General features: G+C 49.5%; 23 protein-coding genes and 2 pseudogenes. All 25 read left to right on the forward strand.

Annotation, left to right across the window (positions count from 1 at the left end):
• Window position 1: 1 nt before the first annotated feature.
• The 25 genes and pseudogenes from BQ7367_RS09435 (at window position 2) to BQ7367_RS09545 (ending at window position 26283) form a co-directional block, all read left to right on the forward strand.
• Window positions 2-4216, forward strand: coding sequence for a SpaA isopeptide-forming pilin-related protein (locus BQ7367_RS09435; RefSeq protein WP_235837584.1), 4215 nt, complete (start codon window positions 2-4; stop codon window positions 4214-4216).
• Window positions 4217-4368: 152 nt separating this feature from the next.
• Window positions 4369-4578 (forward strand): hypothetical protein, encoded by a 210-nt coding sequence (locus BQ7367_RS09440; protein ID WP_235837625.1) that lies wholly within the window; start codon window positions 4369-4371, stop codon window positions 4576-4578.
• On the forward strand, window positions 4575-4841 hold the full coding sequence (locus BQ7367_RS09445) for a hypothetical protein (RefSeq protein WP_072525216.1): 267 nt from the start codon (window positions 4575-4577) through the stop codon (window positions 4839-4841). The genes BQ7367_RS09440 and BQ7367_RS09445 overlap by 4 nt, the downstream gene beginning before the upstream one ends.
• On the forward strand, window positions 4828-5184 hold the full coding sequence (locus BQ7367_RS09450; protein ID WP_072525217.1) for an LPD28 domain-containing protein: 357 nt from the start codon (window positions 4828-4830) through the stop codon (window positions 5182-5184). The genes BQ7367_RS09445 and BQ7367_RS09450 overlap by 14 nt, the downstream gene beginning before the upstream one ends.
• A gap of 871 nt (window positions 5185-6055) precedes the next feature.
• Entirely contained in the window at window positions 6056-6409 is a 354-nt protein-coding gene (locus BQ7367_RS14610; RefSeq protein WP_072526160.1) for a TnpV protein, read from the forward strand.
• Window positions 6410-7869: 1460 nt separating this feature from the next.
• Window positions 7870-12699: pseudogene (locus tag BQ7367_RS09460) on the forward strand (N-6 DNA methylase); the annotation flags it as partial.
• Window positions 12700-12797: 98 nt separating this feature from the next.
• Window positions 12798-13166 carry a hypothetical protein gene (locus tag BQ7367_RS09465; protein ID WP_072525219.1) on the forward strand — a complete coding sequence of 123 codons (369 nt, stop codon included), beginning with the start codon at window positions 12798-12800 and terminating at the stop codon, window positions 13164-13166.
• Between the two features lie 78 nt (window positions 13167-13244).
• Window positions 13245-13580 (forward strand): DUF6664 family protein, encoded by a 336-nt coding sequence (locus tag BQ7367_RS09470; RefSeq protein WP_072525220.1) that lies wholly within the window; start codon window positions 13245-13247, stop codon window positions 13578-13580.
• A gap of 342 nt (window positions 13581-13922) precedes the next feature.
• Window positions 13923-14468 (forward strand): type III toxin-antitoxin system ToxN/AbiQ family toxin, encoded by a 546-nt coding sequence (locus BQ7367_RS09475; protein WP_072525221.1) that lies wholly within the window; start codon window positions 13923-13925, stop codon window positions 14466-14468.
• Window positions 14469-14591: 123 nt separating this feature from the next.
• On the forward strand, window positions 14592-14717 hold the full coding sequence (locus tag BQ7367_RS14895) for a hypothetical protein (protein ID WP_268874769.1): 126 nt from the start codon (window positions 14592-14594) through the stop codon (window positions 14715-14717).
• 34 nt (window positions 14718-14751) lie between these two features.
• Window positions 14752-14880: a DUF6019 family protein gene (locus BQ7367_RS14835; protein WP_235837585.1), complete on the forward strand. Its 129-nt coding sequence runs from the start codon at window positions 14752-14754 to the stop codon at window positions 14878-14880.
• 93 nt (window positions 14881-14973) lie between these two features.
• Complete coding sequence (locus BQ7367_RS09480) at window positions 14974-15489, forward strand: YcxB family protein (RefSeq protein ID WP_072525222.1); 516 nt, start codon at window positions 14974-14976, stop codon at window positions 15487-15489.
• A 156-nt stretch (window positions 15490-15645) separates the two neighbouring features.
• A complete protein-coding gene (locus tag BQ7367_RS09485) occupies window positions 15646-16617 on the forward strand; it encodes a DUF3991 and TOPRIM domain-containing protein (protein ID WP_171900602.1) in 972 nt (323 codons plus the stop codon).
• 14 nt (window positions 16618-16631) lie between these two features.
• The gene (locus tag BQ7367_RS09490; protein WP_072525224.1) at window positions 16632-17036 is read left to right on the forward strand and encodes a hypothetical protein; all 405 of its coding nucleotides are present in this window, start codon (window positions 16632-16634) and stop codon (window positions 17034-17036) included.
• Between the two features lie 176 nt (window positions 17037-17212).
• Window positions 17213-17329, forward strand: a complete 117-nt coding sequence (locus BQ7367_RS09495) for a DUF3789 domain-containing protein (RefSeq protein ID WP_083582483.1) — start codon at window positions 17213-17215, stop codon at window positions 17327-17329.
• A gap of 93 nt (window positions 17330-17422) precedes the next feature.
• The gene (locus BQ7367_RS09500) at window positions 17423-18400 is read left to right on the forward strand and encodes a DUF5688 family protein (protein ID WP_072525225.1); all 978 of its coding nucleotides are present in this window, start codon (window positions 17423-17425) and stop codon (window positions 18398-18400) included.
• The gene (locus BQ7367_RS09505) at window positions 18397-18747 is read left to right on the forward strand and encodes a plasmid mobilization protein (protein ID WP_070088312.1); all 351 of its coding nucleotides are present in this window, start codon (window positions 18397-18399) and stop codon (window positions 18745-18747) included. The genes BQ7367_RS09500 and BQ7367_RS09505 overlap by 4 nt, the downstream gene beginning before the upstream one ends.
• Window positions 18725-20206 carry a relaxase/mobilization nuclease domain-containing protein gene (locus tag BQ7367_RS09510; protein ID WP_235837586.1) on the forward strand — a complete coding sequence of 494 codons (1482 nt, stop codon included), beginning with the start codon at window positions 18725-18727 and terminating at the stop codon, window positions 20204-20206. The genes BQ7367_RS09505 and BQ7367_RS09510 overlap by 23 nt, the downstream gene beginning before the upstream one ends.
• The gene (locus BQ7367_RS09515; RefSeq protein ID WP_072525226.1) at window positions 20190-21104 is read left to right on the forward strand and encodes a PcfB family protein; all 915 of its coding nucleotides are present in this window, start codon (window positions 20190-20192) and stop codon (window positions 21102-21104) included. Before BQ7367_RS09510 ends, BQ7367_RS09515 begins: the two co-directional genes overlap by 17 nt.
• Window positions 21105-21109: 5 nt before the next feature.
• Entirely contained in the window at window positions 21110-22144 is a 1035-nt protein-coding gene (locus BQ7367_RS09520; protein WP_072525227.1) for a hypothetical protein, read from the forward strand.
• Between the two features lie 16 nt (window positions 22145-22160).
• Complete coding sequence (locus tag BQ7367_RS09525; protein ID WP_072525228.1) at window positions 22161-22364, forward strand: hypothetical protein; 204 nt, start codon at window positions 22161-22163, stop codon at window positions 22362-22364.
• Complete coding sequence (locus BQ7367_RS09530) at window positions 22351-24174, forward strand: VirD4-like conjugal transfer protein, CD1115 family (protein WP_072525229.1); 1824 nt, start codon at window positions 22351-22353, stop codon at window positions 24172-24174. Before BQ7367_RS09525 ends, BQ7367_RS09530 begins: the two co-directional genes overlap by 14 nt.
• 49 nt (window positions 24175-24223) lie before the next feature.
• Window positions 24224-24499: a glutamyl-tRNA amidotransferase gene (locus BQ7367_RS09535; protein WP_442855401.1), complete on the forward strand. Its 276-nt coding sequence runs from the start codon at window positions 24224-24226 to the stop codon at window positions 24497-24499.
• Between the two features lie 76 nt (window positions 24500-24575).
• Window positions 24576-24806 (forward strand): annotated as a pseudogene (locus BQ7367_RS09540) (hypothetical protein); the annotation flags it as partial.
• A 436-nt stretch (window positions 24807-25242) separates the two neighbouring features.
• A complete protein-coding gene (locus BQ7367_RS09545; RefSeq protein ID WP_072525231.1) occupies window positions 25243-26283 on the forward strand; it encodes an AAA family ATPase in 1041 nt (346 codons plus the stop codon).
• The last annotated feature ends 4 nt before the right edge of the window (window positions 26284-26287 follow it).

Below are 26287 nucleotides of genomic sequence, written 5' to 3' on the forward strand. Positions count from 1 at the left end.
AGTGAAAAAAATCAAACAGTTATTCAGGAAAGGAGTCGCATTGGCATTGGCGGCGGTCACGACACTGTCCGTCCTTCCGGCCGCCACGGTATCGGCTGCGTCCCAGCGGGCAACGATCACGTTCGCCTACTGCTATGACGGAAATGGGAATACCATCCGTTATCAGCAGACTGCGTCTCATAACGGAGTCACGTTCAGCCATGCGGGAGAGGCCAGAACCCGGATCTATGCAGACGGGGATAATGCCTACTGTATCGAGCCGGGAATCTCCCTGCATACCGGGAACACACTGGAGAAGGACGCTTCTGTGGTGTGGAACAACTTAGGAAAGGCAAAACAGGACGCTGTAAATCTTGCCCTGCTGTATGGCGCACAGGGTAGCATGGGCGGTCTGTCCGGCACGGAAGATGAAAAGGTGCTTGCGACACAGATGGTTATCTGGGAGATTGTGACCGGGTGCAGGAATGCCACCGCCCCGTATGCTCAGACGGACGCCAAATTTTATAACAGCCTTTGTGTAGGCGGGGCGAACAGCGGGATAGCGGCAGCATACAACCAGATCATTTCCGGCATGGTCAGCCACGGAACCATCCCCAGCTTTGCGTCCGGAAGTACAGACAGCGCTCCCCAGGAACTGAAATGGGACGGAAAACAGTATGTATTGAAACTGACAGACAGCAACGGTGTTCTGTCAAAATTCAATTTCACATCATCCAACAGTGATGTGAAAGTCAGCACGTCCGGAAATACACTGACCATCACATCCAGCAAAGCGATTGCCGGGAACGTGCAGTTATCCGCAACCAAGAAGATCCCCACCGTGAGCAGCAGCGCCAAGCTGATCGCTTATGGAGATCCGTCTTTGCAGGACATTGTCACGGGCGTGGAGAATACCGCAGCCGTGAAAGCGTATCTGAATGTGAAAATCCCTTATGGGCATATCCAGATTGTGAAAACTTCCGAGGACGGTGTGGTAGCCGGATTGAAATTTCAGATCACTGGAAACGGGATTGACCAGACCGTGACAACCGGGGAGGATGGAACCATTAAGGTGGAAAACCTTCAGCCGGGAACCTATACGGTAACCGAGCTGACCGAGAACAGATATGAACCGCAGAAAGCGCAGACTGTGGAAGTCAAAGGCGGGGAGACCGCTACCGTGGATTTTTCCAATATCCTCAAGCGTGGCAGTCTGAAAGTGACCAAGACTTCTGAGGATGGTCTGGTAGAAGGCATGAAGTTCCACCTTTATGGAACCTCTCTTTCTGGTATCCCGGTGGATGAGTATGCGGTTACGGACAGCACAGGTGTTGCCACGTTTTCTGATATTCTGATTTCCGGCGATACACCATATACACTGGAGGAAGTCGAGACAGCAGAGCGATACGTGGTTCCGGCGGCTCAGAACGTGACTGTCAACTGGAACGAAGTGACCAATGCCACTGTCCATAACGTACTGAAAAAGTTCCGGGTAACGGTTATAAAGACAGACCGGGAGACAGGAATTCCGCAGGGAGACGCTACACTGGCAGGTGCGGTATACGGGATCTATAACGGGGACACATTGATTGACACCTACACCACAGACAGCAAGGGCAGCTTTACCACAAAATATTATATATGCGGCGATGACTGGACAATCCGGGAGATTGCTCCGTCCGAAGGGTATTTTCTGGATGAGACTTCCTACCATGTGGGTGCGGAGGCAACCCTTTATACGGTAGAGCTGAACGATACTTCCAATGATGTGACTGAGCAGGTCATCAAAGGGAAAATCTCTATCATTAAACACACAGATGATGGCAGTACACAGATTGAGACACCGGAGGAAGGCGCAGAGTTCCAAGTGTACTTAAAGAGCGCAGGCAGCTATGACAGTGCAAAGGACAGTGAGCGGGATACTTTGGTGTGTGACGAGAACGGATATGCCGAGACCAAAGACCTGCCTTATGGTATTTATACCGTCCACCAGACGAAAGGATGGGAAGGCCGGGAGATGATTGAGGATTTTGACGTATATATCAGCAGTAATGGAGAAGTTTACCGCTATCTCATCAACAACCGCCTGTTTGAATCCTATATCAAAGTGGTCAAAAAAGATGCAGAAACCGGAAATACCATTCCTCTTGCGGGAGCTGGGTTCCAGATCTATGACGAGGCCGGGAATCTTGTGACCATGAAGTATACCTATCCGGAGGTAACAGAACTGGATACTTTCTATACAGGAAGTGATGGTTATCTCATTACGCCGGAGGTTCTTCCTTACGGAAATTACACATTGGTAGAGGTGCAGGCTCCCTATGGGTATGTACTGGACAGTACGCCGGTTCCATTCACGGTATCCAAGGAACAGTCCGGGGAGGACAATGGAGTGACCGTGATTACAGTGGAAAAAGAGGATATACCGCAGAAAGGCAAGATCCTTGTGACAAAGACAGGGGAAGAATTTTCCTCTGTGCAGGTATCCGGAGACGGTGTGGTAGACAAAGACGGGAATCTTGTAGAAGGAGAAAACATTTATACTCCTGTTTACGAAGTAACTGGACAGGCCGGGGCGGTATATGAAGTGGTTGCTGCCGAGGACATTGTAACACCGGATGGAACTGTGCGGGCAGCCGCCGGGGAAGTAGTAGATACCATTACCACAGATGAAGAAGGAAAGGCTGAGACAAAAGAACTGTATCTGGGTAAGTACCAGATTGTGGAAAAGACAGCGCCGGACGGTCTGGTGCTGAATACCGAAACCCATGAGGTGGAGCTGACCTATGCCGGACAGGAAGTATCTGTAACAGAGGCGGACACCGCTTTCTATAATGAGCGGCAGAAAGTGACGGTTGACCTTACAAAGACACTGGAACAGGATGAAATCTTTGGGATCGGAAATGCGGGAGAGATCCAGAACGTGGCCTTTGGCCTGTATGCCGCAGAGGATCTGACGGCAGCAGACGGTTCCGTGATCCCGGCGGACGGTCTGATCGAGATCGTGTTCTGCAGTACAGAGGGAACTGTCACATTTCAGACGGACCTGCCGTTTGGCAAGTATTATGTGAAAGAAGTTGCCACGGATCAGCACTATCTTCTGTCAGAAGAAACCTATCCTGTGGACTTTACCTATCAGGGGCAGGATACCGCTGTTGTCCACATTTCCGCAAATGAGGGAAATGCCATTGAGAATGAACTGATCCGGGGGAAAATCTCCGGTAAGAAAGTAGATACGGACGGGGAGGCACTGGAAGGCGCAACGATTGGCCTGTTTTCCGCAGGTACAGAGGAATTTACGAAAGATACTGCCTTAATGGTAACTACTTCTGATGAGGACGGAGCCTTTGCATTTGGGGATGTACCCTTTGGCAGATGGATCGTCCGGGAGATCGCAAGCCCGGAAGGATATGTGTTGAATGAGGCCCTCCATTATGTATCGGTTACAGAAGATGAGGAAGTGATCGAGGTGGAGTTGATCAACAAACTCATTGAGGGCAGTGTCCGTCTGACGAAAGTGGACGCAGAATATCCGGCGAACAAGCTGACGGGTGCTGTATTTGAGTTGTATGCAGATACGGACAAAGACCAGAAACTGACCGGAAAGGATGAACTTGTGGGAGAAATCCCGGAAATCTCAGAGGGCATTTACCAGACGGACGGTCTGCTCTACGGAGGATATTTTGTGAAAGAAAAGACTGCCCCGGAAGGCTTCAAGCTGGATGAGAATGCTTATTACTTTGAGATCAGTGAGGACGGAAAAATCGTAGATGTGGAAAATGAGGCAGGCGTTGGCTTTATCAACCAGCCGATTACCGGAAAACTGGAGCTGACCAAGACAGATGTTGCGGATGGAAAACCTCTTCCAAACGCCGGGTTCCGCATTAAGGACGAGGATGGAAATATTGTCGCAACAGGTGTGACAGATGAGAACGGGATCGCCACCTTTACCCTGCGGTACGGGAAATACACCTATCAGGAATACAATGCGCCGGAAGGATATGAGATTGATGAGTCCGAATACGCCTTTGAGATCAAGGAGGACGGACAGATCGTAAAAGCCACGATGACCAATGAGAAGATCCCGGAGGAACTGATCACGACACCAAAGACCGGGGATGACAGCAGGCCGGGCCTGTGGATCGGGTTATCTGCCCTGTCCGGTGCGGGAGTAGCAGCTTTTGGCATTCTGACCGCAGTAAAAATGAGGAAAAGGAAGGAGGAAGATAAGGCGTGAGTGCAAAGATTTTGATAACAGTTGCCTTAGTGGTATTTATCGCAGGGGCATTGATCTGGCTGAACCTGCGGAACCGGAAGAAGTAGACAGAACGTGACAGGAGGCGGCGGGAAGCCGCCTCTTTACATAACAGGCGAAAGGAGATGAAAAAATTGGCACAGATTAACCATAAGGCTGTCCGCTCCCTCTCAAAGCTGATGGAAGCGGGATTTGACAGCGAGAAAGCAGTTTTAAATATGACGATGGATGATATTTTATCCCTACCGGGGATCACAGTGGCAGAAATCGGGATGATCAATGCAATCCAGAAAGCAGTAAAAGCCGGAAAGATCATCACATTTTTGGGAGGCGGGGAGATATGAGCAGTGGAAAACTGATCTGCTTTACGGATAGCCGAGGGAAATCGCTTTTTTCGCTTCCGGACAGTTCTTTTTTGTGTCTGGAGTATGGGAACGGGGACAGCTCCTGTGCGTTCTGCCGTTACCACAGCGAGGAACAGGTGGAAATAGACGGAAAGTGCAGAAATATCCGCCAGTTTGCAAAGCAGATGGAGAAGAATGGAATCCAGTATCGGCCCATGAGTGAGAAAAAGCATAAAGGAGACAGAACGTATGGCAAGATATAACGCAATGGAAGAAACCTTTACAGAAGTCCGGGTGTTAGGAAAACCGGCTCTTTTCCATGATCTGAGGATTGACCGGAGTACCGTACCAAAAGGACTGTATTTATATGAAGTGCGGTATGACGATGAAGGACTGGGAGATCCGGTACAGATTGCAAAGGGGATCATGGTCAATCATTTTGGTTCCATCATTACCCGTGAACCGATCAGACTTCCGCCAGACGGATATTTAGAGATTGATCCAGAGAAAGACTGGGATTTTTGCGACGGGGATTGCCGCACGGTCCAGAAGTTTATGGAAAAATACCCGCCTGCCAGACAGAAAGAAAAAGAACAGGAGCGATAGGAGGACAGAGTTGTGGCAAAGAAGAAATATGACCTGATCACAGACTTGTATGCGGAGGCAGTGAAGGAAGTTACGGACAGTCCGGGAAACTGGATGTCTTTCCTGCGCTCTGCCTGCCGGAATTTCCGTCTGCCTTTTGATGAACAGATTTTAATCTATGCGCAGCGCCCGGAGGCGTCCGCCGTGCTGCCTATGAAAGTTTGGAATGAGAAGTTTGGACGGTGGGTAAAGAGGGATTCCAAAGGGATTGCCGTTTTTGACAAGGACAGTCCGAAACTGCGGCTGAAATATTATTATGACGTTTCTGATACGCAGGAAGGGCGTTTCCGCCGCCTGCTCCGGCCAGTGCCTTTGTGGGAAGTGCCGGAAGAATATCAGCCGGATGTGAGGGAAACCCTTGTCAATGCCTTTGGCGTGGATGACACAGTAACAGGATTTGCGGAAACCATACTGGAGGCGGCAAAGATTGCGGCAGAAGATAACCTTACGGATTATTTGTCGGATCTGCTTGCAGGACGGAAAGGCAGTTATCTGGAAGAAGTGGATGAGTACAACGTAGAGGTGGAGACCCGTCAACTTTTAGCGGCCAGCACTGCTTACATGGTCATGGTACGGTGCGGCGTGGATACCGACCTGTACCTGGACACAGAGGACTTCCGGAGTATCACGGATTTTAATACGCCGGAAATGATCAACCTGTTTGGCGTTGCGGCCAGTGATGTGGCGGAAATGGCATTATCTGAGATTTCCGATACGGTCAATAAGCTGAGAAAAGCAGAGAGAAGGAAAAATCGCACCTTTGCCGGGAGAGAGACAGGCCGATATAATGAAAGCGAAAACAGAGGACAGATTACAGAAAGGGGCGTTACACATGAGAGCGATCACATACAGCAGACAGGGCGATTATCTTCTTCCGGATCTGACCGTGCCGGACGGACCGGAAGTACACCTTGGGAAGTACGCTTCCCTGCGTCAGACGTATCTGAAGGAACACCGATACGGGATTTATCTGAATCTGCTGACGACAGGGCAACTGAGCAGCCATCTGAACGAAGTACAGAGGGAGGCGCAGGAGCGGATGGAAGTGCTGACCGGGCAGATGAAAGCAGCCTGGGGCGTGACGGAAGAGCTGAAAGCGAAAGACCAGATGATGTGGGTACAGCAGATGAGCAATATCCGGCAGGCAGCGGAAGAAATCGTGATGAGGGAGCTGATCTACAGCTAACCGGACAGGAACCGCCGCAGGAAGAGGAAAGGCAGGAACCAACTGCAGAGCCACAGCCAACGGTGGCAGAACAACAGACATTTTTGGAAGAACTGGCAGGAGAGGAATCTCCTGCTTTTTCTATGCCACAGGAAATCATCGACCATGCGCTGCAGTCCGGCTCTCCCTTTGAACATGGGAAATACAGAATTTACTCCTATTTTCTGCAAGGACACAGCAATAAGGAGAGAGCAGATTTTTTAAAACAGGAATACGGGATATGGGGATCAGGATCGGACTATTTAGGAGAAAAATTTAACCGGGGAACCAGTGCAAAAGGGTATTTTATCAAATGGAAAGACTATGAAACTACCCTGAAATGGACAGCGGTTGCAAAACGGATCGAGGAACTGATTTCTGTCGGACGGTATATGACAGAAAAGGAACTGGAGTATATCCCGGAGTATGAAAAAGGAGTTCTGTCGAGAGGTATTTATAACTTTTTCTATCATCAGCCGGAGACGTTTTTACGTCCGTATCCGTATGGCTCAGATTATCATAGAGCGATAGACCAGATCCGTCCGCAGCTTGATGATCCAAACCGGGTAAAAGAAATCCTTTCCATGATGGAAGAGGTTCTTGCGGGAACCGCAGATTATGATCAGCGATACCCGTCCATGAAACAGGCATATAAAGACCTTACAGATTTCCGGGACGGAGCGTTTAGCTTATTTACTCCAATACCAGCCGAAAGAGAAAACACGCAGGCTCCCCCGGAGCCTGTTCCGGCACAGAGCCGGGAAGAGGTTCTGGCCGGACGTCTCAATGCGTTTTACCAGTCATATGACTGGTATGAATATCAGGATACAATTGAGGCAGGAGAGGCACAGGAAGATGTTCTGCGCCAGTTGCAGGAACAGTTGGAAGATCCCCAGTCTGTGCAGGAAATTTACAGTTATCTGATCCGTGTCCGGGAAGGGATGGACACGGAGGATGAAAACTATTCCGAAGTGTCTGAACTGATCGTCGGGATTGCAGACTTACCTGCTATGAATCCGCCTTATGATCTGCAGGTGGATACGATTGTCACAATAGGCACAAAGGAATATTCCATTGACTTTATCTCCGATGAGATGGTGGTTCTGCGTGACCAGATGTATCCGCTCTTCACAGAGAAAATGCCAAGAGAGGTGTTCGACCGCCGGGTACGGGAAAATCCGGCGAATGATCATCTGAAGGTATACAGGAAACCATCAGAGGAACCAGCCGAAAAAGACAGGGAGGAACCGGCTCCCACACAGGAAATGGCGCAGGAGCAGGAGGACGGATTTACCGGGATAAAACCGGAGGACAATCCTTTTGAGAAGGAACCGGAAGAAGTTCTGGAGGATCTGGCCCCGGCATGGACACAGAAGAAACCTGCCGGGAGGGTAAGAGGGTTTGATCTGCACCCGGAAATTCCCCAGGAGAGCCGCAGCCAGTATCGGATCACGGATGAGCATTTGGGGGAGGGCACCGCTAAAGAGAAGTTCCGTGCGAATCTCATGGCGATCCAGCTATTGAAGAAGTGTGAGGAAGAAAACCGCTTTGCTACGCCAAAGGAACAGGAGATCCTTTCCGGATATGTTGGCTGGGGCGGCTTATCTGACGCTTTTGACGAGACGAAATCTTCCTGGTCAACGGAATATCTGGAATTAAAGACGGTCCTGACAGAGGAAGAGTATGCTGCGGCGAGACAGTCCACGCTGACCGCCTTTTATACGCCGCCGGTGGTCATCAGCGCCATGTATCAGGCGTTGGAGAACATGGGATTGAAATCCGGGAACATTCTGGAGCCAAGCTGCGGAACGGGAAATTTTATAGGACGGAAACCGGAGAGTTTGTCTGACTGCAAGGTTTACGGTGTGGAGATCGACAGCATTTCCGCCCGGATCGCACAGCAGCTTTACCAGAAGTCCACCATCGCTGCTCAGGGCTTTGAGGACGCAGATCTGCCGGACAGCTTTTTTGATGTAGTCATAGGAAATGTGCCGTTTGGAAGTTATAAGGTGTTGGACAGGAAATACGATAAGTACAACTTTCTGATCCACGACTATTTTATCGCAAAATCCATTGACAAGACGAGGCCGAAAGGTGTGCTTGCACTGATTACGTCCAACGGGATCAGCGGCGGGACAATGGATAAGCGGGATGACCGGGTGCGGAGATATATCGCCCAGCGGTGCGACCTGTTAGGTGCGATCCGCCTGCCAAACAATGCTTTCCTTGCCAATGCCGGTACAGAGATCAATACGGATATTCTCTTTTTCCAGAAGCGGGAGACGCCGAGAGAAATAAATGTGGATCTGCCGGATTGGGTGGAAGTGGAGAAGATCTATGAAAATGACCATTTGAATGAACAGGGCGAAAGCCGACACCGGGTGGTCAGTATCAATCCCTATTTTCAGCAGCACCCGGAAATGGTACTGGGCGAGCAGGAGATCGTGTCCGGCCCGTATGGGCCACAGCTTGTATGCAAGCCTTATCCAGACAGGGATTTAAAGGAACTTCTGGAGCAGGCAGTGGAGAACCTTGAGGCGGAGATCACGGATTATGAGGCGGAAGAGTTGGTGGAGGAAGAGGACCATTCCATCCCGGCTGATCCGTCTGTGGCAAACTTTTCCTATACGGTTTATGACGGGAAGATCTATTACCGGGAAAACAGCCGCATGAAACCGGTGGAACTATCCGTGACAGCGCAGAACCGTGTGAAAGGCATGATTGCTATCCGGGACTGTACCAGGGAGCTGATCGCTTACCAGACCGAAGGGTATCCCGATGAAGAGATTGAAAGACAGCAGAAAAAGCTGAACCATTTGTATGATCTGTTTCAGAGAAAGTATGGACTGCTGAATTCCAGGGCAAACAGTATGGCGTTTTCTGATGACAGCAGTTACCCTCTTCTCTGTTCCCTTGAGATTGTGGCAGAGGACGGAACGCTGGAACGGAAGGCGGATATGTTCACGAAACGGACCATCAAGCCTCACGAGACGGTAACGAAAGTGGATACCGCAAGTGAGGCTTTATCTCTGTCCCTTTCTGAGAAAGCTTGCGTGGACATGGAGTATCTGTGTTCCCTGACCGGGAAAAGCGCCGGCGAGGTGGAAGAAGAACTAAAAGGCGTGATCTTCCGTCTGCCGGAGTCTGAGGGCATGGAGCAGCCCCGGTTTGTATCTGAGGACGAGTATCTTTCCGGCAACGTGCGAAAGAAACTGCGGGAGGCAAAGCAAGCAGCGGAAATCTCGGAAACATACCGGAGCAATGTGAAGGCACTGGAAAAAGTACAGCCCAAGGATCTGACCGCTTCTGAGATCAGTGTACGATTGGGAGCCACATGGATACCGGAATCGGATATCGCAGATTTTATGTTTGAACTGTTGCAGACGCCGAACTATTCCCAGTGGAAGATCAAAGTCCATTTCTCCCGGCATACCGGGGAATGGAATATCGAAGGGAAGAGCATGGACAGGGGAAATCCCCGTGTTACCAACACCTATGGAACAAACCGGGTAAATGCCTATAAGATCATAGAAGATACGCTGAATCTGAGGGATACCCGTGTGTTTGACTATGTGGAGGATGAAGAGGGGAAACGTAAGCCAATCCTGAACAGAAAGGAAACCGCTATTGCGCAGGGAAAGCAGGATCTGATCAAGCAGGCGTTCCAGGAATGGATCTGGAAAGATCCAAAGCGCAGGCAGCGGCTGACCGAAGATTATAATGAGCGGTTCAATGCGATCCGCCCACGGGAGTATGACGGGAGCCACCTGCATTTCTATGGTATGAACCCGGAAATTACTTTGCGGAAACACCAGAAGGACGGCGTGGCCCGGATCATTTACGGCGGGAATACGCTGCTGGCCTATGTGGTGGGCGCAGGAAAGACCTATACGATGGTGGCGGCTGCGATGGAGTGCAAACGGCTGGGGCTGTGCAGTAAATCTATGGTTGTGGTGCCAAATCACATCATCGAGCAGTTCGCCGCTGAGTGGCTCCAGCTTTATCCGGCAGCCAATATTCTGGTGGCAACAAAAAAGGATTTTGAGAAGAAAAACCGGAAAAAGTTTTGCGGCAGGATCGCTACCAGCGACATTGACGCCGTGATCATCGGACACTCCCAGTTTGAGAAGATCCCGTTAAGCGTCGAGCGGCAGGAACGTATGCTGCAAATGGAGATTGACGAAATCATTGAAGGGATTGCAGAGGCAAAGAAGATCCAGGGAAGCCGATTTACGGTAAAACAGATGGAGCGGGCCAAAAAGTCTTTAGAGACACGGTTGAAACGGCTTCATGACCAGAGCCGGAAAGATGATATGATTACGTTTGAGGAACTGGGCGTGGACCGACTGTTTGTGGATGAGGCGGACGGTTATAAGAACCTTTATCTGACAACCAAAATGCGGAATGTGGGCGGGGTCGCACAGACCGAAGCGCAGAAATCCTCTGATATGTATATGAAATGCCGCTATCTGGATGAGATCACGGGTGGAAAGGGCGTGATTTTTTCAACGGGAACGCCGGTCAGCAATTCTATGGTAGAACTCTATACTATGCAGCGCTATCTGCAGTATGGAACATTGGTGGAGAAAAACTTACAGCATTTTGACGCATGGGCGTCCACTTTTGGGGAAACTGTGACCGCTCTGGAGATTGCGCCGGAGGGGAACGGCTACCGTCTAAAGACACGGTTTGCCCGGTTCTACAACCTGCCGGAACTTATGCAGATGTTCCGGGAAGTGGCAGATATCCAGACGGCAGACATGTTGAATCTGCCTGTGCCGGAGGCAGAATACCGGGTGGTAAAAGTAAAACCTACCAAATTGCAGGAGAAAATGGTGGAGGAACTGGGAAACCGTGCGGAGAGGGTGCGGAACAATGAAGTCAATCCGAGGGAAGACAACATGCTCAAGATAACCAATGACGGGCGGAAACTGGCCCTTGACCAGAGGCTTTCCAATCCGCTTCTGCCGGATGATCCGAGGAGTAAGGTCAACGCCTGCGTGGAAGAAATTTACCGCCACTGGGAAGACGGAAAAGAGAAAAAGCTGACGCAGCTTGTGTTCTGCGACCTGTCCACACCAAAAACAGACGGTACATTCAGCGTGTACAATGACATCCGGGATAAACTTCTGGCAAGGGGAATCCCGCCGGAGGAAATTGCCTTTATCCATGACGCCAATACGGATGTGCGAAAAAAGGAACTGTTTTCCAAAGTCCGGCGGGGCGCTGTCCGTATCCTTATGGGCAGTACGTTTAAGATGGGCGCAGGCACGAATGTGCAGGACCGGATCATTGCCAGTCACGACCTGGACTGCCCGTGGCGTCCACGGGATCTGGAGCAGAGAGCGGGCAGGACCATCCGGCAGGGAAATCAGAACCCGAAAGTAGAGATCATCCGGTATGTGACAGAAGGAACCTTTGACGCATACCTCTATCAGACCATTGAGAATAAGCAGAAATATATCAGCCAGATCATGACGTCCAAAAGTCCGGCCCGGAGTGTGGAGGACATAGACGAAGTGGCTCTGTCCTATGCGGAGATCAAGGCGCTTGCCACCGGAAACCCGCACATTAAGGAAAAGATGGATCTGGATATACAGGTATCCAGGCTGCAGCTATTAAAGCAGAGTTTTCTAAATCAGAAATATGAAATGGAAGATAAAGTTGCGAAATATTTCCCGGAGAAGATACGACAGCAGGAACTTCTGATCCGCCAGTATGAAGAAGACATCCGACAGGTCAAGGCGCATACGCCGACAGACCGGAAGGCATTTCCGGTCATGCAGATCGGGGAACATTTTTATACGGAGAAAAAGGAGGCAGGTCAGGCGATCATTGACGCCTGCAAAGCCATGAAATCCCCGGAGCCTGTGCCTCTAGGAAGCTACCGTGGGCTGTCTATGGAATTGTCTTATTCCTCTGTCAGTCAGGAATTTGTCATTGCGTTACATGGGAAAGGCACTTATAAAGTGCCGCTTGGAACAGATATTTATGGAAATATCACAAGGCTTGACAATAAGATGAATGAGCTGCCGGACAATCTTTCCCGCAGCCGGGAACAGCTTGAAACAGCGAAAAGCCAGTTGGAGACAGCGAAAGCGGAGGCGCAGAAAGAGTTCCCGCAGGAGCAGGAGCTGGCAGAGAAGGTGGCACGGCTGGGAGAACTGAATGTGCTTCTGGATATGGATAAGAAAGACCGGGTTGTAATGGAGGAAGAACCGGAAACAGAGGAGATTGAGCCGGAACGGGAAAAAGCGGCCTGGGTACGGTAAGAAAAGCGGTATCGGGAGACTGATACCGTGGTACATAGCCTGCCTGATGTGCGAGCAGCACAAACGCACAATCGCCGGGAGAGGCAATCTCTGCTATAGTGGCAGAGGAAGGGAGGGAAAGAAAGGCTAAGAAGATAGCAGAGATTGATACGGATGATCTGCCGATCTGGATGTGTGCTGTCGTAGATTCCGTCAGCGAGAACTGCAAAAAGCGTCTGAAAACATCCCCGCAATACAGCCGGATTGTAGAGGAAAGCGACAAACTTCTTTTCCAATATCCGTTCATTTCTACACTGATCGACCGGGATAAAATAGAAACGCCAATGAATCTGACGTTGGAACAGACAAAAGCGCTGTCCAGATTTCTCGCACTGGACGCAGACCGGGAAGATTATGAACGGATACAGTTGTATCTCATGGGATGTCAGCATACCATAGAAATGCTGCAACTACTGGAACTTTTATAGGAAACAGCAGACTGGATTGTAGAAAGTTTCAAAACTGGATATAGTAAGATAAGAAAGCAGATTAACAGAACAGAGAGGATGGGCGGTTTGGAGAAGACAGATTTTTATGATCTGGCAGAGCGGATCAAAGACAGTTTTATGGAGATTGACAGCGATATTATGGTGGATCTGAAAAAACAGGACGAGGACTATGCCAATATGTGCCAGGAGCTGGGAGAGATGGAAAGCAGATATCCGTTTATTTTGGAAGTGACAGAAGGGAGCGGAGCCATCAGCCTTACAGCCGAGGAACATGAGATTGTGAGGCAATATATGAGCAGGATGTTTGAGAAAGAGACGATAGAGCGTTGCCAGATCTATTTCCGGGGACATACGGACGGATATGCGTATCTGAAAAAGATCGGGGCAATCTAAAAAAGTCTTGTAATTTTTAAATTATCGCATATACTATTATATACACGCAGACACAAGTAGGAGCAGCGAGGGTATCTTGACATCAATATGAAAGCGTGTATAATTATAATTAAAGAAAGGCGATTCCCTGCCTTAGTAATCTTTGAGATTATGAAATGGGAGACGATAAAGAAGTAATGAGCGTGGTCCTGCTTAGTGGACGATTCAAAATGAGCGTGGTCCTGCTTAGTGGACGATTCAAAATGAGCGTGGTCCTGCTTAGTGGACGATTCAAAATGAGTGTTTCCCTACTTAGTGGGAAAAAGATAGCCGCTGACAAGCGGCTATTTTCAAAGGAGATAAATGAGATTATTAGAAGAGGACATAAGAAAAACCACACCTATTTTATGTGAGATTCAACGGGATTATATAAAATATATGCACGATGCGGACTGGCGTGTCAGCGTCAAATATAACAACAGAAAATTTGTAGGTTTAGCAGTACAAATTAATGGTAGAATGTTTGTAGTTCCATTAACATCACAAACAACAAAGGAAAGAATTGCAAGAGGAAAGAAGAAAAGAAGCGCTGCCATTACTACCTTTCTCAAGGTGGCAGGCGAGGAGATAGCAAATTTACTGCACAATAACATGTTTCCAGTACCAGACGACCAGATAAAACCCATACAGATCGATCCAAAAGTCGATACATATCTGGCAAATGAGGAACGACAGATAAGAAAGAAATGGGTTGAAATAAATACTAAGTCTATTGCAGTTTATCGGGAGAGATACGATAAAGAATCAAGAAATTATTATTTTTTTAATAAGACATGCTGTGATTTTAAAAAATTAGAAGTAGAGTGCGATAGGTGGGAAAGAGAACATAATATATCTTCTACGTTATAGTTTTATTTATGTAAAGTAATTACATAGCCGGATGGTTTTCAAAAAAGCAAGTAGCAAAAATAGAGTCAGCGACAAATGATAAGTTATAGAACAGAAAAGTGGAAATTCAGGAGGCTCTCGCATATGAAATGGTATAATGATATGACTAAACAAGAAAAACGAAGTTTTAAAAAAGTAATTGTTGTATGTGTAGTAGGTGCGATTTTAATTCTCATTGTTCCCATGGTTTTTATGCTGATTTCTAAGTAAGAGATAACTTCAAAGTTTATAGGAGGATAGATGAATGGAATGGTTACCACTTGCTGTAATAGGCATACTAATTATTATATTGGGTATATATTTTATTGTTAAATGGGCTGTGAAAGATGCACTAAAAGAATATTTTAACGATAAGGAAAATAATAAACCCTAATTTATATGAATTTTCTATGTATGTAATGGTGTCCAATACAATTATTTGATAGAATATAGGTATCGCAGAATAAGAATATCAGGTGGTGATTTAGTGGTCAAATATCGTTTGGACTTGAGTGATGAAAAGAAAGAAGCTACAATTCAAATTGCCTTGGAAAGTGAAAGGAATGTTCGTAAACGTAAAATTGCAACTCCGATTCTATTAATTTTGGGCATACTTGAAATTATTTTAGCAGTATATTTTTTTACTAATTCCAGGTTCGTATCTGGACTTAGTTTTTTAGTAATCGGAGCATTGATAATACTTCTTGCATGGAAGACAAAATCGTTTCAAAAATTTGCATTGAAAAAGTCAGAAATACTTTTAGATAAGTCTTTCCGTACAGGAATAGTGGAGTATACTTTCGATACGGAAGGAATAGAAGTTGTTTCACAAACTGGTTATGGCAAAAACTATTGGAGTTCATTTAAGAAATATGGCACAATGGGGCAGTATATATACGTCAAGCGAAAAGATAATAAATTGGTTTTGGTAGATAAAAATGATTTATCAAAAGACGAGACGGAAGAATTAATGCAGTTATTATCAGAGAATATTAAACATTAATCTTAATTTGCCGACATGCTCAAACTCATATTGCGATATATATTTACATAGCCGGATGGTTTTCAAAAAAAGAAGATCATCCGGCTATTTTTATGCCCGGATATAAGAAATGAGTTATGGAATATCCAATCATGGGCAGGAAAGGAGATGAAGTTTATGCCTTATGTTGCGCCGGAAGTGGTGCAGAGAGTGAAACAGATCGACCTTCTGACTTATCTGAAAACCTATGAACCTTCTGAGCTGGTGCATTTCTCTGGGAATGTTTATACCACCAGATCTCACGACAGTTTGAAGATTTCCAACGGAAAATGGATGTGGTGGAGCCGGGGGATCGGGGGCAGAAGCGCACTGGACTATCTGATTAAAGTGAGAGGATATGATTTCGTGCAGGCGGTACAGACCATAGCGGAACAGGCGGCGATCCAGCCGCCTGTTTCCGTACCAGCCGAAAAGAAAACAGAGAAAAAGCTGATCCTTCCAAAGCCTTACCGCTATCAGACGTATGCGGTTTCCTACCTGCAGAACCGTGGGATTGACATGGAACTGATCCGGTATTGTCTGAAAACCGGACAGATTTATGAGAGTGAGAACTACCATAACGTTGTTTTTGTAGGGATGGATCAGAGCGGGATTCCACGTTATGCGGCTCTGCGTGGGATCGGTTCAGACTTTGTCGGGGAGGCGTCCGGGAGCGACAAAAACTATTCTTTCTGTATCCCGGCAGAAGAAAAATGCTGCGAAGTCCATCTGTTCGAGTCGGCGATTGACCTGTTATCTTACGCCACAGAGCAAAAACTAGACGGGGGAAATTGGAGAGAAACGCACCTGTTATCCCTTGCGGGCGTGTACCAGCCTGCCAAAGAAATCGAGAAAAGCAAGGTTCCGGCGGCGCTGACACGCTTTCTGAAAGAACATCTGGAGGTGGATCGGGTGGTGTCCCATCTGGACAATGACCGGACAGGAAGGCTTGCGACACGGGCCATTCGAACGGTGCTTCCGAAGAAATACCAGACAAGAGATGAGCCGCCAAAGCAGGGGAATGACTGCAACGACAGCCTTTGTATCCGGCTGGGAATCCGGCAGACAAAGCGGGAAAAAAGACACAGAGGGAGAGACTTTGAACGGTAGAAAGAGAGGATTTTATGAAGACAGTTCAGTATGATCTGAGGATCATTCACAGAAAAAAGGTTGCGATAGGAGCTATAAACCGGAAAGAAATTGACCGGATTCTGCAGGATATGATCACGTCCGGAGAGGCTCTGAACATGGAAGGAGGCGAAGTGGTCGGCATTGTGGTTGAAGAAAAAGGGGAGCGGGATTGTCCTGGAGACTGTGACCATTGTCCCTATCTTTGCCCGGAAAATGAGGACTGCATGATGGACGATCTGGAAGATCGGTGCCGGTCCTGTGAGTATGGCTGTGAGAAATGCGGCCTTTGCAGTCTGATTGACTATGGTGTCTGCGGAGATGAGGAGTGTGAAAGCTGCCATTGGCGCTGCCCGGAGTGCGGCGGATGTACCCATCCGGAAGGAGAAAAACAGCCGTGACAGCTTTTCTTGTCGGCAGGTAATGAACCGCCGGAGGCGGGAACGGAGCGCAGGCGGAGTAGGATACACAATACCAGCAAGCAACGCCTTTGGATTGCCAGACTGTCATCCGGCAGTCCTGCGGCAGCTTGTCAGGGAAAAATCCCTGAAACCCTTTAGAAAATACGGAGGTAAGAATGAAGATGATCCAGTTTATTTGTGGAACAATGGTGGGCGGTATGATCGGCGTGGTTATGATGTGCCTTATGCAGATCAACCGTCTGTACAGGCATGACCGGGAGGTGGAAGAATGATACGGATGGAAATGATCAGAACAGGAAAAGACGCTGTGGAAAACAGATTGAAAAAGTATCAGCAGATATTAGCAGGAAAGGGGGCTGGACAGCATGAGCAGCACGGTAGCAGTGAAGGCGTTCGCAGAGGGCGTGACACAGCAGATTAAAGATTACCTGCCAGAAGAATATCAGGACATGCAGTGTGAGATTTCAGAGCAACAGAAGAATAATGGAGTAGTGCTGACCGGAATGATCCTCAACATGCCGGGACAGAAGATTGCCCCGGTTGTCTATATGGAACCTTTTTATGACCAGGTCCGAAAGGGAGAGCCGATGGATCAGATCATGAATCGGATTGCCGATGTGTGCAGACAGTCTTTGTCTGTGCGTGAACTGCCGGAAACGCTGGACTTTACGGACTATGATTCTGTGAAGGATCATTTAACCGTACAGGTTATCAATACGAAAGCGAATCAGCGGATGTTATCCCAGGTTCCGCATAAGCAAATGGAAGACCTGTCTGTCATCTGTCGGATTGAATTCCCTTCGCCCGCCGGGGAGGGAGTTGGGAGTGTCAAAGTAACCCATGAAATGCTGAGTCAGTGGGGAGTACACCCGAAGGAAGTTTACCAGAAGGCGGTGGAAAATGCAGTCAAGAGCAGTCCGGCTGTACTGATGAGCATGGACGACCTGATGATGGAGATGATGGGCCTTCCCTTTGAGACAAAAAATCTGCTTCAGTTAAAAGAAGGGGAGGAGTTTCCTAAAGATGGCATGTACGTTCTGAGCAACCCCATGAGAGTAAATGGTGCTTCTGTCCTTGCCTATCCTAATCTGCAGGAGCAGTTGGAGTCCGTATTCCCACAGGGCTGTTATCTCCTTCCTTCGTCTCTGCATGAGATGATTATCATTCCAAAAGATCTCGGTATGACACCGAAAGAAATGGGAGAGATGGTGCGCGAAGTGAATCAGAAAGAAGTAGCCCGTGACGAAATCCTGTCAGACCGGGTATATGAGTTTGACAGAGAGAAACGGCAGTTGCGTCAGATACCGGAATCCATAGAAAAAGAAAAGGAGATGGAGCGATGAGAAAACGAAATGTGGCGATCTTGTTCCGTCTGAACCGGAAAGAGGCGGAGATCCTGGATAAAAAAGTAAAAAAGAGTGGTCTAAGCCGGGAGGCATATCTCCGTCATCTGATCAGCGGCGTGGTTCCGAGAGACGCCCCGCCGCCGGATTACTATTCCATGATGAGGGAACTCCACCGGATCGGGAATAACCTAAATCAGATCGCACAGAAGGCACACACTTTAAATGTGATTGATGTGCAGCGGTATGACCGGGATATGCGGATGTTTGAAGATACTGTAAAGAAGATTACGGAGGCGGTGATCCTGCCGGAACCGATGAAAAATGAAAACCGGAGAGGAGTGTAAGGTGGCTACCACATCCATCTGGAGTGTAAAAGGTTGGCTGGGGAAAGTCGTGATCTATGTAGAGAACCCGGAAAAGACCACCGCTCCGGAGATCGCAAAATTTCCGAGATATGAAAACGAAGGGGCGGTACAGCGTGAAGAAAAAATGCAGAGCCTTTCTGATGTGATCGCCTATGCGGTCAATGCAGAAAAGACCAGACGGAAAGGGAAAAAGGGAGAGGAGGGGATCGTCAGTGAGACGGAGCAGATCATGCAGCAGTATGTTTCCGGGATCAACTGCACGCCCGCCACCGCGCGTAATGAAATGATAGCTGTTAAAAAGCGGTATGGAAAGGATGAGGGGATCGTGGCATTTCACGGGTATCAGTCCTTTGCTCCGGGAGAGTGTACCCCGGCATTGGCCCATGAGATCGGCGTCCGTCTGGCACAGGAATTGTGGGGCGGGCGTTTTCAGGTATTGGTGGCCACCCATCTGGACAAAGCCCATCATCTTCATAACCATTTCGTGGTCAACTCTGTTTCCTATCTCGATGGGAAACGGTATCACAGAACCAACCGGGACTACCGGGATATGCGAGCAACCTCTGACCGGCTCTGCCGGGAGTACGGTCTGTCCGTGATCGAACATCCTCATCCGGGAATGTCTAAGCAATATGGAGAATGGCGGGCAGAGCAGGAAGGCAGGCCCACCTACCGCAGTATCGTCCGGGAGGACGTGGATGAGGCGATCACACAGGCAAGGACGGAAAAACAGTTCTTCCATTATCTGAAAGAGAAAGGGTATTCCATCAAGTTTGGGAAAGACATCACGCTCCGTCCGGAAGGGCGGGAACGGGGGCTGAAACTGAAACGGAACTTTGGAGAGGAGTATTCACTGGAGGCAATCCGGAGGAGGATACTGGAGGAAGATCCGCCTGCCATCCCGCAGGAAACACGACTGCCGGAGAAAAAGCGGTATGTGGCGCATGTGCGGGGAAACCTGCCGAAAAGAAAGATCGGAGGACTGCGGGGGCTGTATCTGCACTACTGTTTTCTCTTAGGTATCCTGCCGAAAAACCGCCCGCCTGTATCTCCGAAACAACTTCATTTCCTTCTGCGGGAGGATCTGGCGAAACTGGAACAGATCTCCAGAGAGACAAGGCTGCTCTGCCGCTGTCACATTGACACGGACGTGCAGCTTTTTTCTTACAAAGAATCGCTGCAGGAGCAGATGACACAGCTATCGAAAGAACGTCAGAAGCTGCGGTATCAGTGCCGCAGTATCCGGGAAGAAGACCATCTGGCGGAAGTAAAAGTAGAAATTTCCAGACTGACAGCCCGGATCGGGGAACTGAGAGAGGAGGTGGTGCTTTGCGACGGGATCGCCGCACGTTCCGGCCTGATCCGGCAGAAGATCCAGATCGTGCGGCAGGAAAAGAAACAGGGAAAGGAGGAAGTAAGCCATGAACACATCAGGTGAGGCCGCTGACCAGGTGGTGCGGATGTCGCTGGAAGTAGGCGAAGCGGCCCTAAAGATCACAGGAGCCGGGGCAAAACAGCTTGCGGTCATTCTGTATGCGGTACTGAAAGAGCAGAAAAAGACCAAGGGGCGGGCAAGGCTGGAAACGCTTGTCCGTTCCGGGAAACCGCTGACGGTGTATTCCGTGAAAGAGAGCGACTTGAAACAGTTCGTCACAGAGGCGAAGCGGTACGGGATCTTATACTGTGCGGTGCGGAATCCGAAAGGGAGCATAGACGGGATGGTCGATGTGGTGGTCAAGGAAGAGGACGCTCCCCGGATCAACCGGATCGTGGAGCGGTTCAAGTTTGCTTCTGTTACAGAAGCGGCGCAGATCAGGACAGAGATCGAAAAGAGCAGGGAGGAAAAATCCCACGGAAAGAGCCGGGAGACGTCCCCTGTGAAAGAGGGACCGGATACCGGAAAGAAAAAGCAGAGGGCGGAACAGCCATCGGATTGGAGAGAAACATCCGGAAAAGCACCGGCAACCCCACAGCAGGAGCGTCCGGAAAAGTCACAGGAGGACCGGCTCATGGATGAACTGTTTGGAGAGCCGGTAAAGAAAGAGGGAAAACAGCAAAACCCCTCTTTGGCAAAGACAGAGAAATCCCGTCTGTCCGAGCCTATCTCCGTGAGGCCAGACAAAACCGCCGAGGGTACTTCTAAGCTGTATGCCCCGTCCGTACCGAAAAAGCCGTCCGTGCGGAAAGAGCTTAGGAAAATCCAGGCAGCGAGGAAGAAAGAGGCGGAAAGCAAGGGAAAAGAGCCAATTTCAAAAGAGAAACCCGGCAGGACGAGGCAGACGCAGCATACGCAGCCGCAGAACCGGAAAAAACCAAGAAAATCGAAAGAGAGGTAGAGAGTATGGAGAACAACTTTGATTCCATGTTGAATGTATCGGCAGTGCCGCAGGACGACAAAAAAGCCGCTTTTATTGCGAAGAGTAAAAACAATCGGAACCGCTGCTATGAGCTGTCTGAGCAGATCACGAATGAAGTGGCGGCAGACAGCGGGAAGTTTCAGCAATATCTGGACGTACAGGCCCGGTTTGACCGCTATACCGCCAATAATGCCCTGCTGATCCTGGCTCAGAGGCCGGACGCAGAGCGTCTGGGAGATTATGGATACTGGAGGGAACAGGGCGTATTCGTGAAACGTGCGGAGCGGCAGAACCCGGTTCTGATCATGGAGCCGGGAAAGGAATATGAACGGGAAGACGGAAGTATCGGGACCTACTATAATGCCAGGGAATTGTATGATATTTCCCAGACTACCATGAAAGAACGTCCGCAGCCGCAGACAGAGATGGATGAGCGGCTTCTGATCCGGGCGTTGATCAACAACCCTCCCGCCAGTATCGTAACGGCGGAGCCGGATCAAATGCCGGAGGATAAGGGCGCAATCTTTGAACCGGAGGAAAACTGTATCTATGTGCGCAAAGGGATGAACGCACAAGAGATCTTCCAGTGCCTGACGCCGGAACTGGCTCTTGCCGGGTTTGCGGACGGAGACCCGGAGTATGACCGGGATGAGGACGCTTTCCATGCCTACTGTGCGTCTTATCTGCTCTGTAAAAAGTATGGGATCGATACACAGGCATATGACTTCCGTTACGCTCCGGATTTCTTTGAGGGGATGGAGCCGCAGGAAGTGCGGGCGGAGCTGTCGAAGGCCCGTGACGCAGCAAATCAGATCTCTTCCCGTATGGCGAAAGTGTTTGAGCAGAACCGCATGAGCCAGAGACAGCAGGAACAGGCGGGGCAGAGGCAGGAAGGAGAGCAAAACAGGGAGAACGGACCGGAAAGAGAAAGCGGCCAGAACTGGACGCATATGCAGGGCCGGGAACCCGGACAGCCACGGGGAAACTGGCAGCGCCGGGAGGCGGCACAGGAACGATAGGACGGAGGTGTGAAGATTGAGTGAAGGCAGAGTAACTCTGGAACTGGATAAATACGAATGCGGCGTGATCTTCCATTCCCTGAAAGATAAACGGAACCAGATGTTAAAAGAGGAGCGGCCCACGGACGCCGTGGACGATGTTCTCTTAAAGGTTATTGAAAAGATGGAGGTGCCGCCGGAGAAACCACGAAGGGGGCACAGACACCATGAAGAGCGGTAGCAGGAAAAACACATGGATTTTTGCCATTCTCGGCATTTTCCCCGTTATCTGGTCTGCTCTGTTGACAGCGCCCTATCTGTCCGGCGGACTGATCGGAATCGTGAAAGGGCTGCCGAAGGCTATGGAGCACCCGTTTTCTATGGAACTCTGTAAGGACAGTGTAAAAACTGTCCTTCTTTTTTTACTGGCGTATGGACTGGGGATCGGAATCTATCTGTCCACCCGGAGAAAGTACCGCAGGGGAGAAGAACATGGTTCCGCTGTGTGGGGAGACGTCCGGGAAATCAACCGGAAATACAGTGAGAAAAATTTTCTGGCCAATAAACTGATGACGCAGAACGTGCGGATCAGCTATGACAGCCGGAAACACCGGCGGAACCTGCTGACCATTATCATCGGCGGGAGTGGAGCGGGCAAGACGAGGTTTTATGCGAAACCGAATCTCATGCAGGCGAACACTTCTTTCGTAGTGCTGGATCCGAAAGGGGAAAATCTCCGGGATACCGGATTTCTGTTAAAAGCGAAAGGCTATGATGTCCGGGTGCTGGATCTGATCAACATGGAGAAAAGCTACTGTTACAATCCTTTTGTCTATCTGAAGGATGACAATGACGTGCAGCGGCTTGTGACCAACCTGTTTAAAGCCACCACGCCGAAAGGGAGCCAGAGCAATGATCCTTTTTGGGATACGGCGGCGTCCATGCTTCTTCTGGCGCTGATCTTTTATTTGAAATACGAGGCTCCGGAAGAAGAGCAGAATTTCCCTATGGTTATGGAGCTTCTGCGGGCGGGAGAAGTGCATGAGGACAATGACGAATATCAATCCCCTCTGGACGAACTGTTTGAACGCCTGGAAATGCGGGAGCCGGAGCATATCGCCGTAAAGTATTACAAGGATTACCACTCCGGAAGTGCGAAAACGCTGAAATCCATCCAGATCACACTGGCAGCCAGACTGGAGAAATTCAACCTGTCCAGCCTTGCGGCGCTGACCGCTACAGACGATTTGGATCTTCCTTCTTTGGGAGAAAAGAAAGTGGCGCTCTTTGCCCTGATCCCGGACAATGACACCAGCTATAACTTTCTGGTGTCAATTTTGTATACCCAGTTATTCCAACAGCTTTTCTATCTGGCAGACCACAAGTATGGGGGCAGGCTGCCCGTCCATGTCCATTTCCTGATGGACGAGTTCGCAAACGTCAGCCTGCCCGACGACTTTGATAAGATCCTTTCTGTCATGCGGTCCAGAGAAGTCAGCGTCTCCATCATCCTGCAGAATCTGGCGCAGCTAAAGGCATTGTTTGAAAAACAGTGGGAAAGCATTATGGGAAATGCGGATGAATTCCTATATTTGGGCGGCAATGAGCAGGGAACCCACAAATACGTCAGTGAACTGCTGGGGAAAGCCACCATTGATACCAACACCTATGGAAAGTCTACCGGACACTCCGGGAACTATTCCACCAATTATCAGATCACGGGTCGGGAGCTGATGACACCGGATGAAGTGCGTATGCTGGACAACCGCTACGCACTTCTTTTTATCCGGGGAGAACGTCCGGTCATGGATGAAAAATTTGATATCTTAAAACACCCGAACATTGCTCTGACCACAGACGGGAAAGGAAGACCCTATCTGCACGGAGAAGTGACGCAGGCAGTGGCGAGCATTACGTTGGGAGACAGTCTGGAGGGCGAGATCGCAGAGGTCCCGCCGGACACAGAAGGCTATGAACTCTTATCCGATGAGGATTTAGAGGAACTATTCAATAAGAACGAGGAGGATTCAGACAATGAAACAGAGAGATGAGAAAAGAGAAACCCGGAAACTTCCCATGAGCCGCAGAGGAAAGCGGCTCATGGTCATTTATGCGGCGCTGGTGCTGATAATGACGGCAGGAGCCACAACTGTATTTGCAGCGGATGATCCGCTGACCGTGATCAATAACCTGTCCGAATTTATCTTTGGGTTGATCCGTGCTATCGGTATGATCCTGCTGGGATTTGGTATCGTGCAGATCGGACTGTCTTTAAAATCCCATGATCCGTCGCAGCGGGCGAATGGATTTCTGACACTGGCCGGAGGCGTGATCATCACGTTTGCAAAAGAAATCCTGACATTGATCGCAGGATAAGAAACATCCAGTAACCGGGCAGAGAGGCAGGCCGGAAACGGTCTGTCCTGCTTCTGCCGGAAAGGAGGAATGTGTTTTGAGTGATAACTGGGTGGTTCAGAACCTTCAGAACGCCCTGGACACATGGAACAGCAAACTGGCGGAAATCTGGCAGATCATTACCCAGTCTCCGGAGAATTTCAAAGGCGGAGACATCTGGAATGTGATCGCCAGTATCCACGGTGCGCTGCAGGCAATCGGGTATGCCCTTCTGGTGTTGTTTTTCGTGGTGGGCGTGGTCAAGACCTGCGGAAGTTTTACAGATGTGAACTTCTGTTAGAGAACATATACAACTGAATACGGATTTATCTGATGGCAAGCACTTGCAACTATCCGAGAAAAGAACGGATATATGCAGGTGCTTTTCTTTTTCAAAAAATCAGAACACAGTGTCCAAAATCGGCTATCCGCACGGGCTGTAAGGTAGGGGGCAAGTCTGCCCGTCCGTACCTTGACAACTTCACAGCAGCCGCCGGAGAGATACCTGCCGCAACGGACAGTGCCGCCATGATACGAGCGCACCCATTGCTTAATCCATGCACAGCATAGGCAGTGACAACGCCGCTTTGGGAAAGCGTGGAACCGTATGGAATGGCTGTGCTTACATATCCCCGTCCTTGTGGCAGGGATATAAAAATTTTAAGGAGGTCGAATGCCTATGGACAAGTATGCAACAACCAGACGAAAGCGGAAGGAGGACACCCATGCAAAAGCTGAACATGGTGGACGCAGATACCCTGCTCTATCAGCCGCTTGACAAGCCACGCTTTGTGGTGGACGGTCTTATTCCCACGGGGCTGATCCTGTTCTGCGGCTCACAGAAAATCGGCAAAAGCTGGCTCATGCTGAAACTCTGCTTATGCGTTTCGGCGGGACTGCCATTCTGGGAGATGGAGACACGGGCAGGCGATGTGCTGTACCTGTGCCTTGAGGATACCTTTTTCCGCATACAGGACAGGCTTTTCCGATTGACGGACGAGGCGGACAGCCGCCTGCACTTCGCTGTGGCGAGCTGCAAGCTGACGGACGGGCTGATTGTGCAGTTGGAGGACTATCTGAAGGAGTACCCCGACAGCAGGCTCATTGTGATTGACACTTTGCAGAAGGTACGCACCGCCTCAAAAGACAACGCCTATGCCAGTGATTACGGGGACATTTCCCAGATTAAGGAGTTTGCCGACAGACATTCCATTGCGGTCATCGTTGTCCACCATATCCGCAAGCAGAACGACAGTGATGTGTTCAACAAGGTATCGGGGACAACGGGACTGACGGGGAGCGCAGACGCCACTTTTGTACTGGAAAAGGAAACCCGTGCGTCCGATACCGCAAGGCTCTACTGTGTCGGCAGGGATATTGAGTATCAGGAGTTTGTCCTGCGTTTCAGGGAGTGCAGTTGGGAAATGGTGGAGCGCAAGGGGCAGGAGCAGCTTGCGAGGGAAAGCATACCGCCTGTCCTTTTTCGGCTCGTAGAGTTTATGCAGGATAAAGAAAACTGGTGCGGCACAGCTACGGAACTTCTGGCGGCGATGGCGGAAACAGACACCCCGCCCACGGTCATTACGAAGTGGCTCAACGAATACCGCACAACCTTTTTAGCAGACAACCATATTGGCTATGCGTACCGCAGGAAGAAAGAGGGCAGGCTGATTGCGCTCATGCGTCAGGCGGGTGACAGTGATGACGGTGGTGACGGCGATGTCGGGATACCCCCTGCGTCTGTCACTGACGACACAGCAAAGTGAAATC

Origin of the sequence: Clostridium sp. Marseille-P3244, assembly GCF_900120155.1 — a bacterium.
In the GTDB taxonomy this organism is placed as follows: Bacteria; Bacillota; Clostridia; order Lachnospirales; family Lachnospiraceae; genus Mediterraneibacter.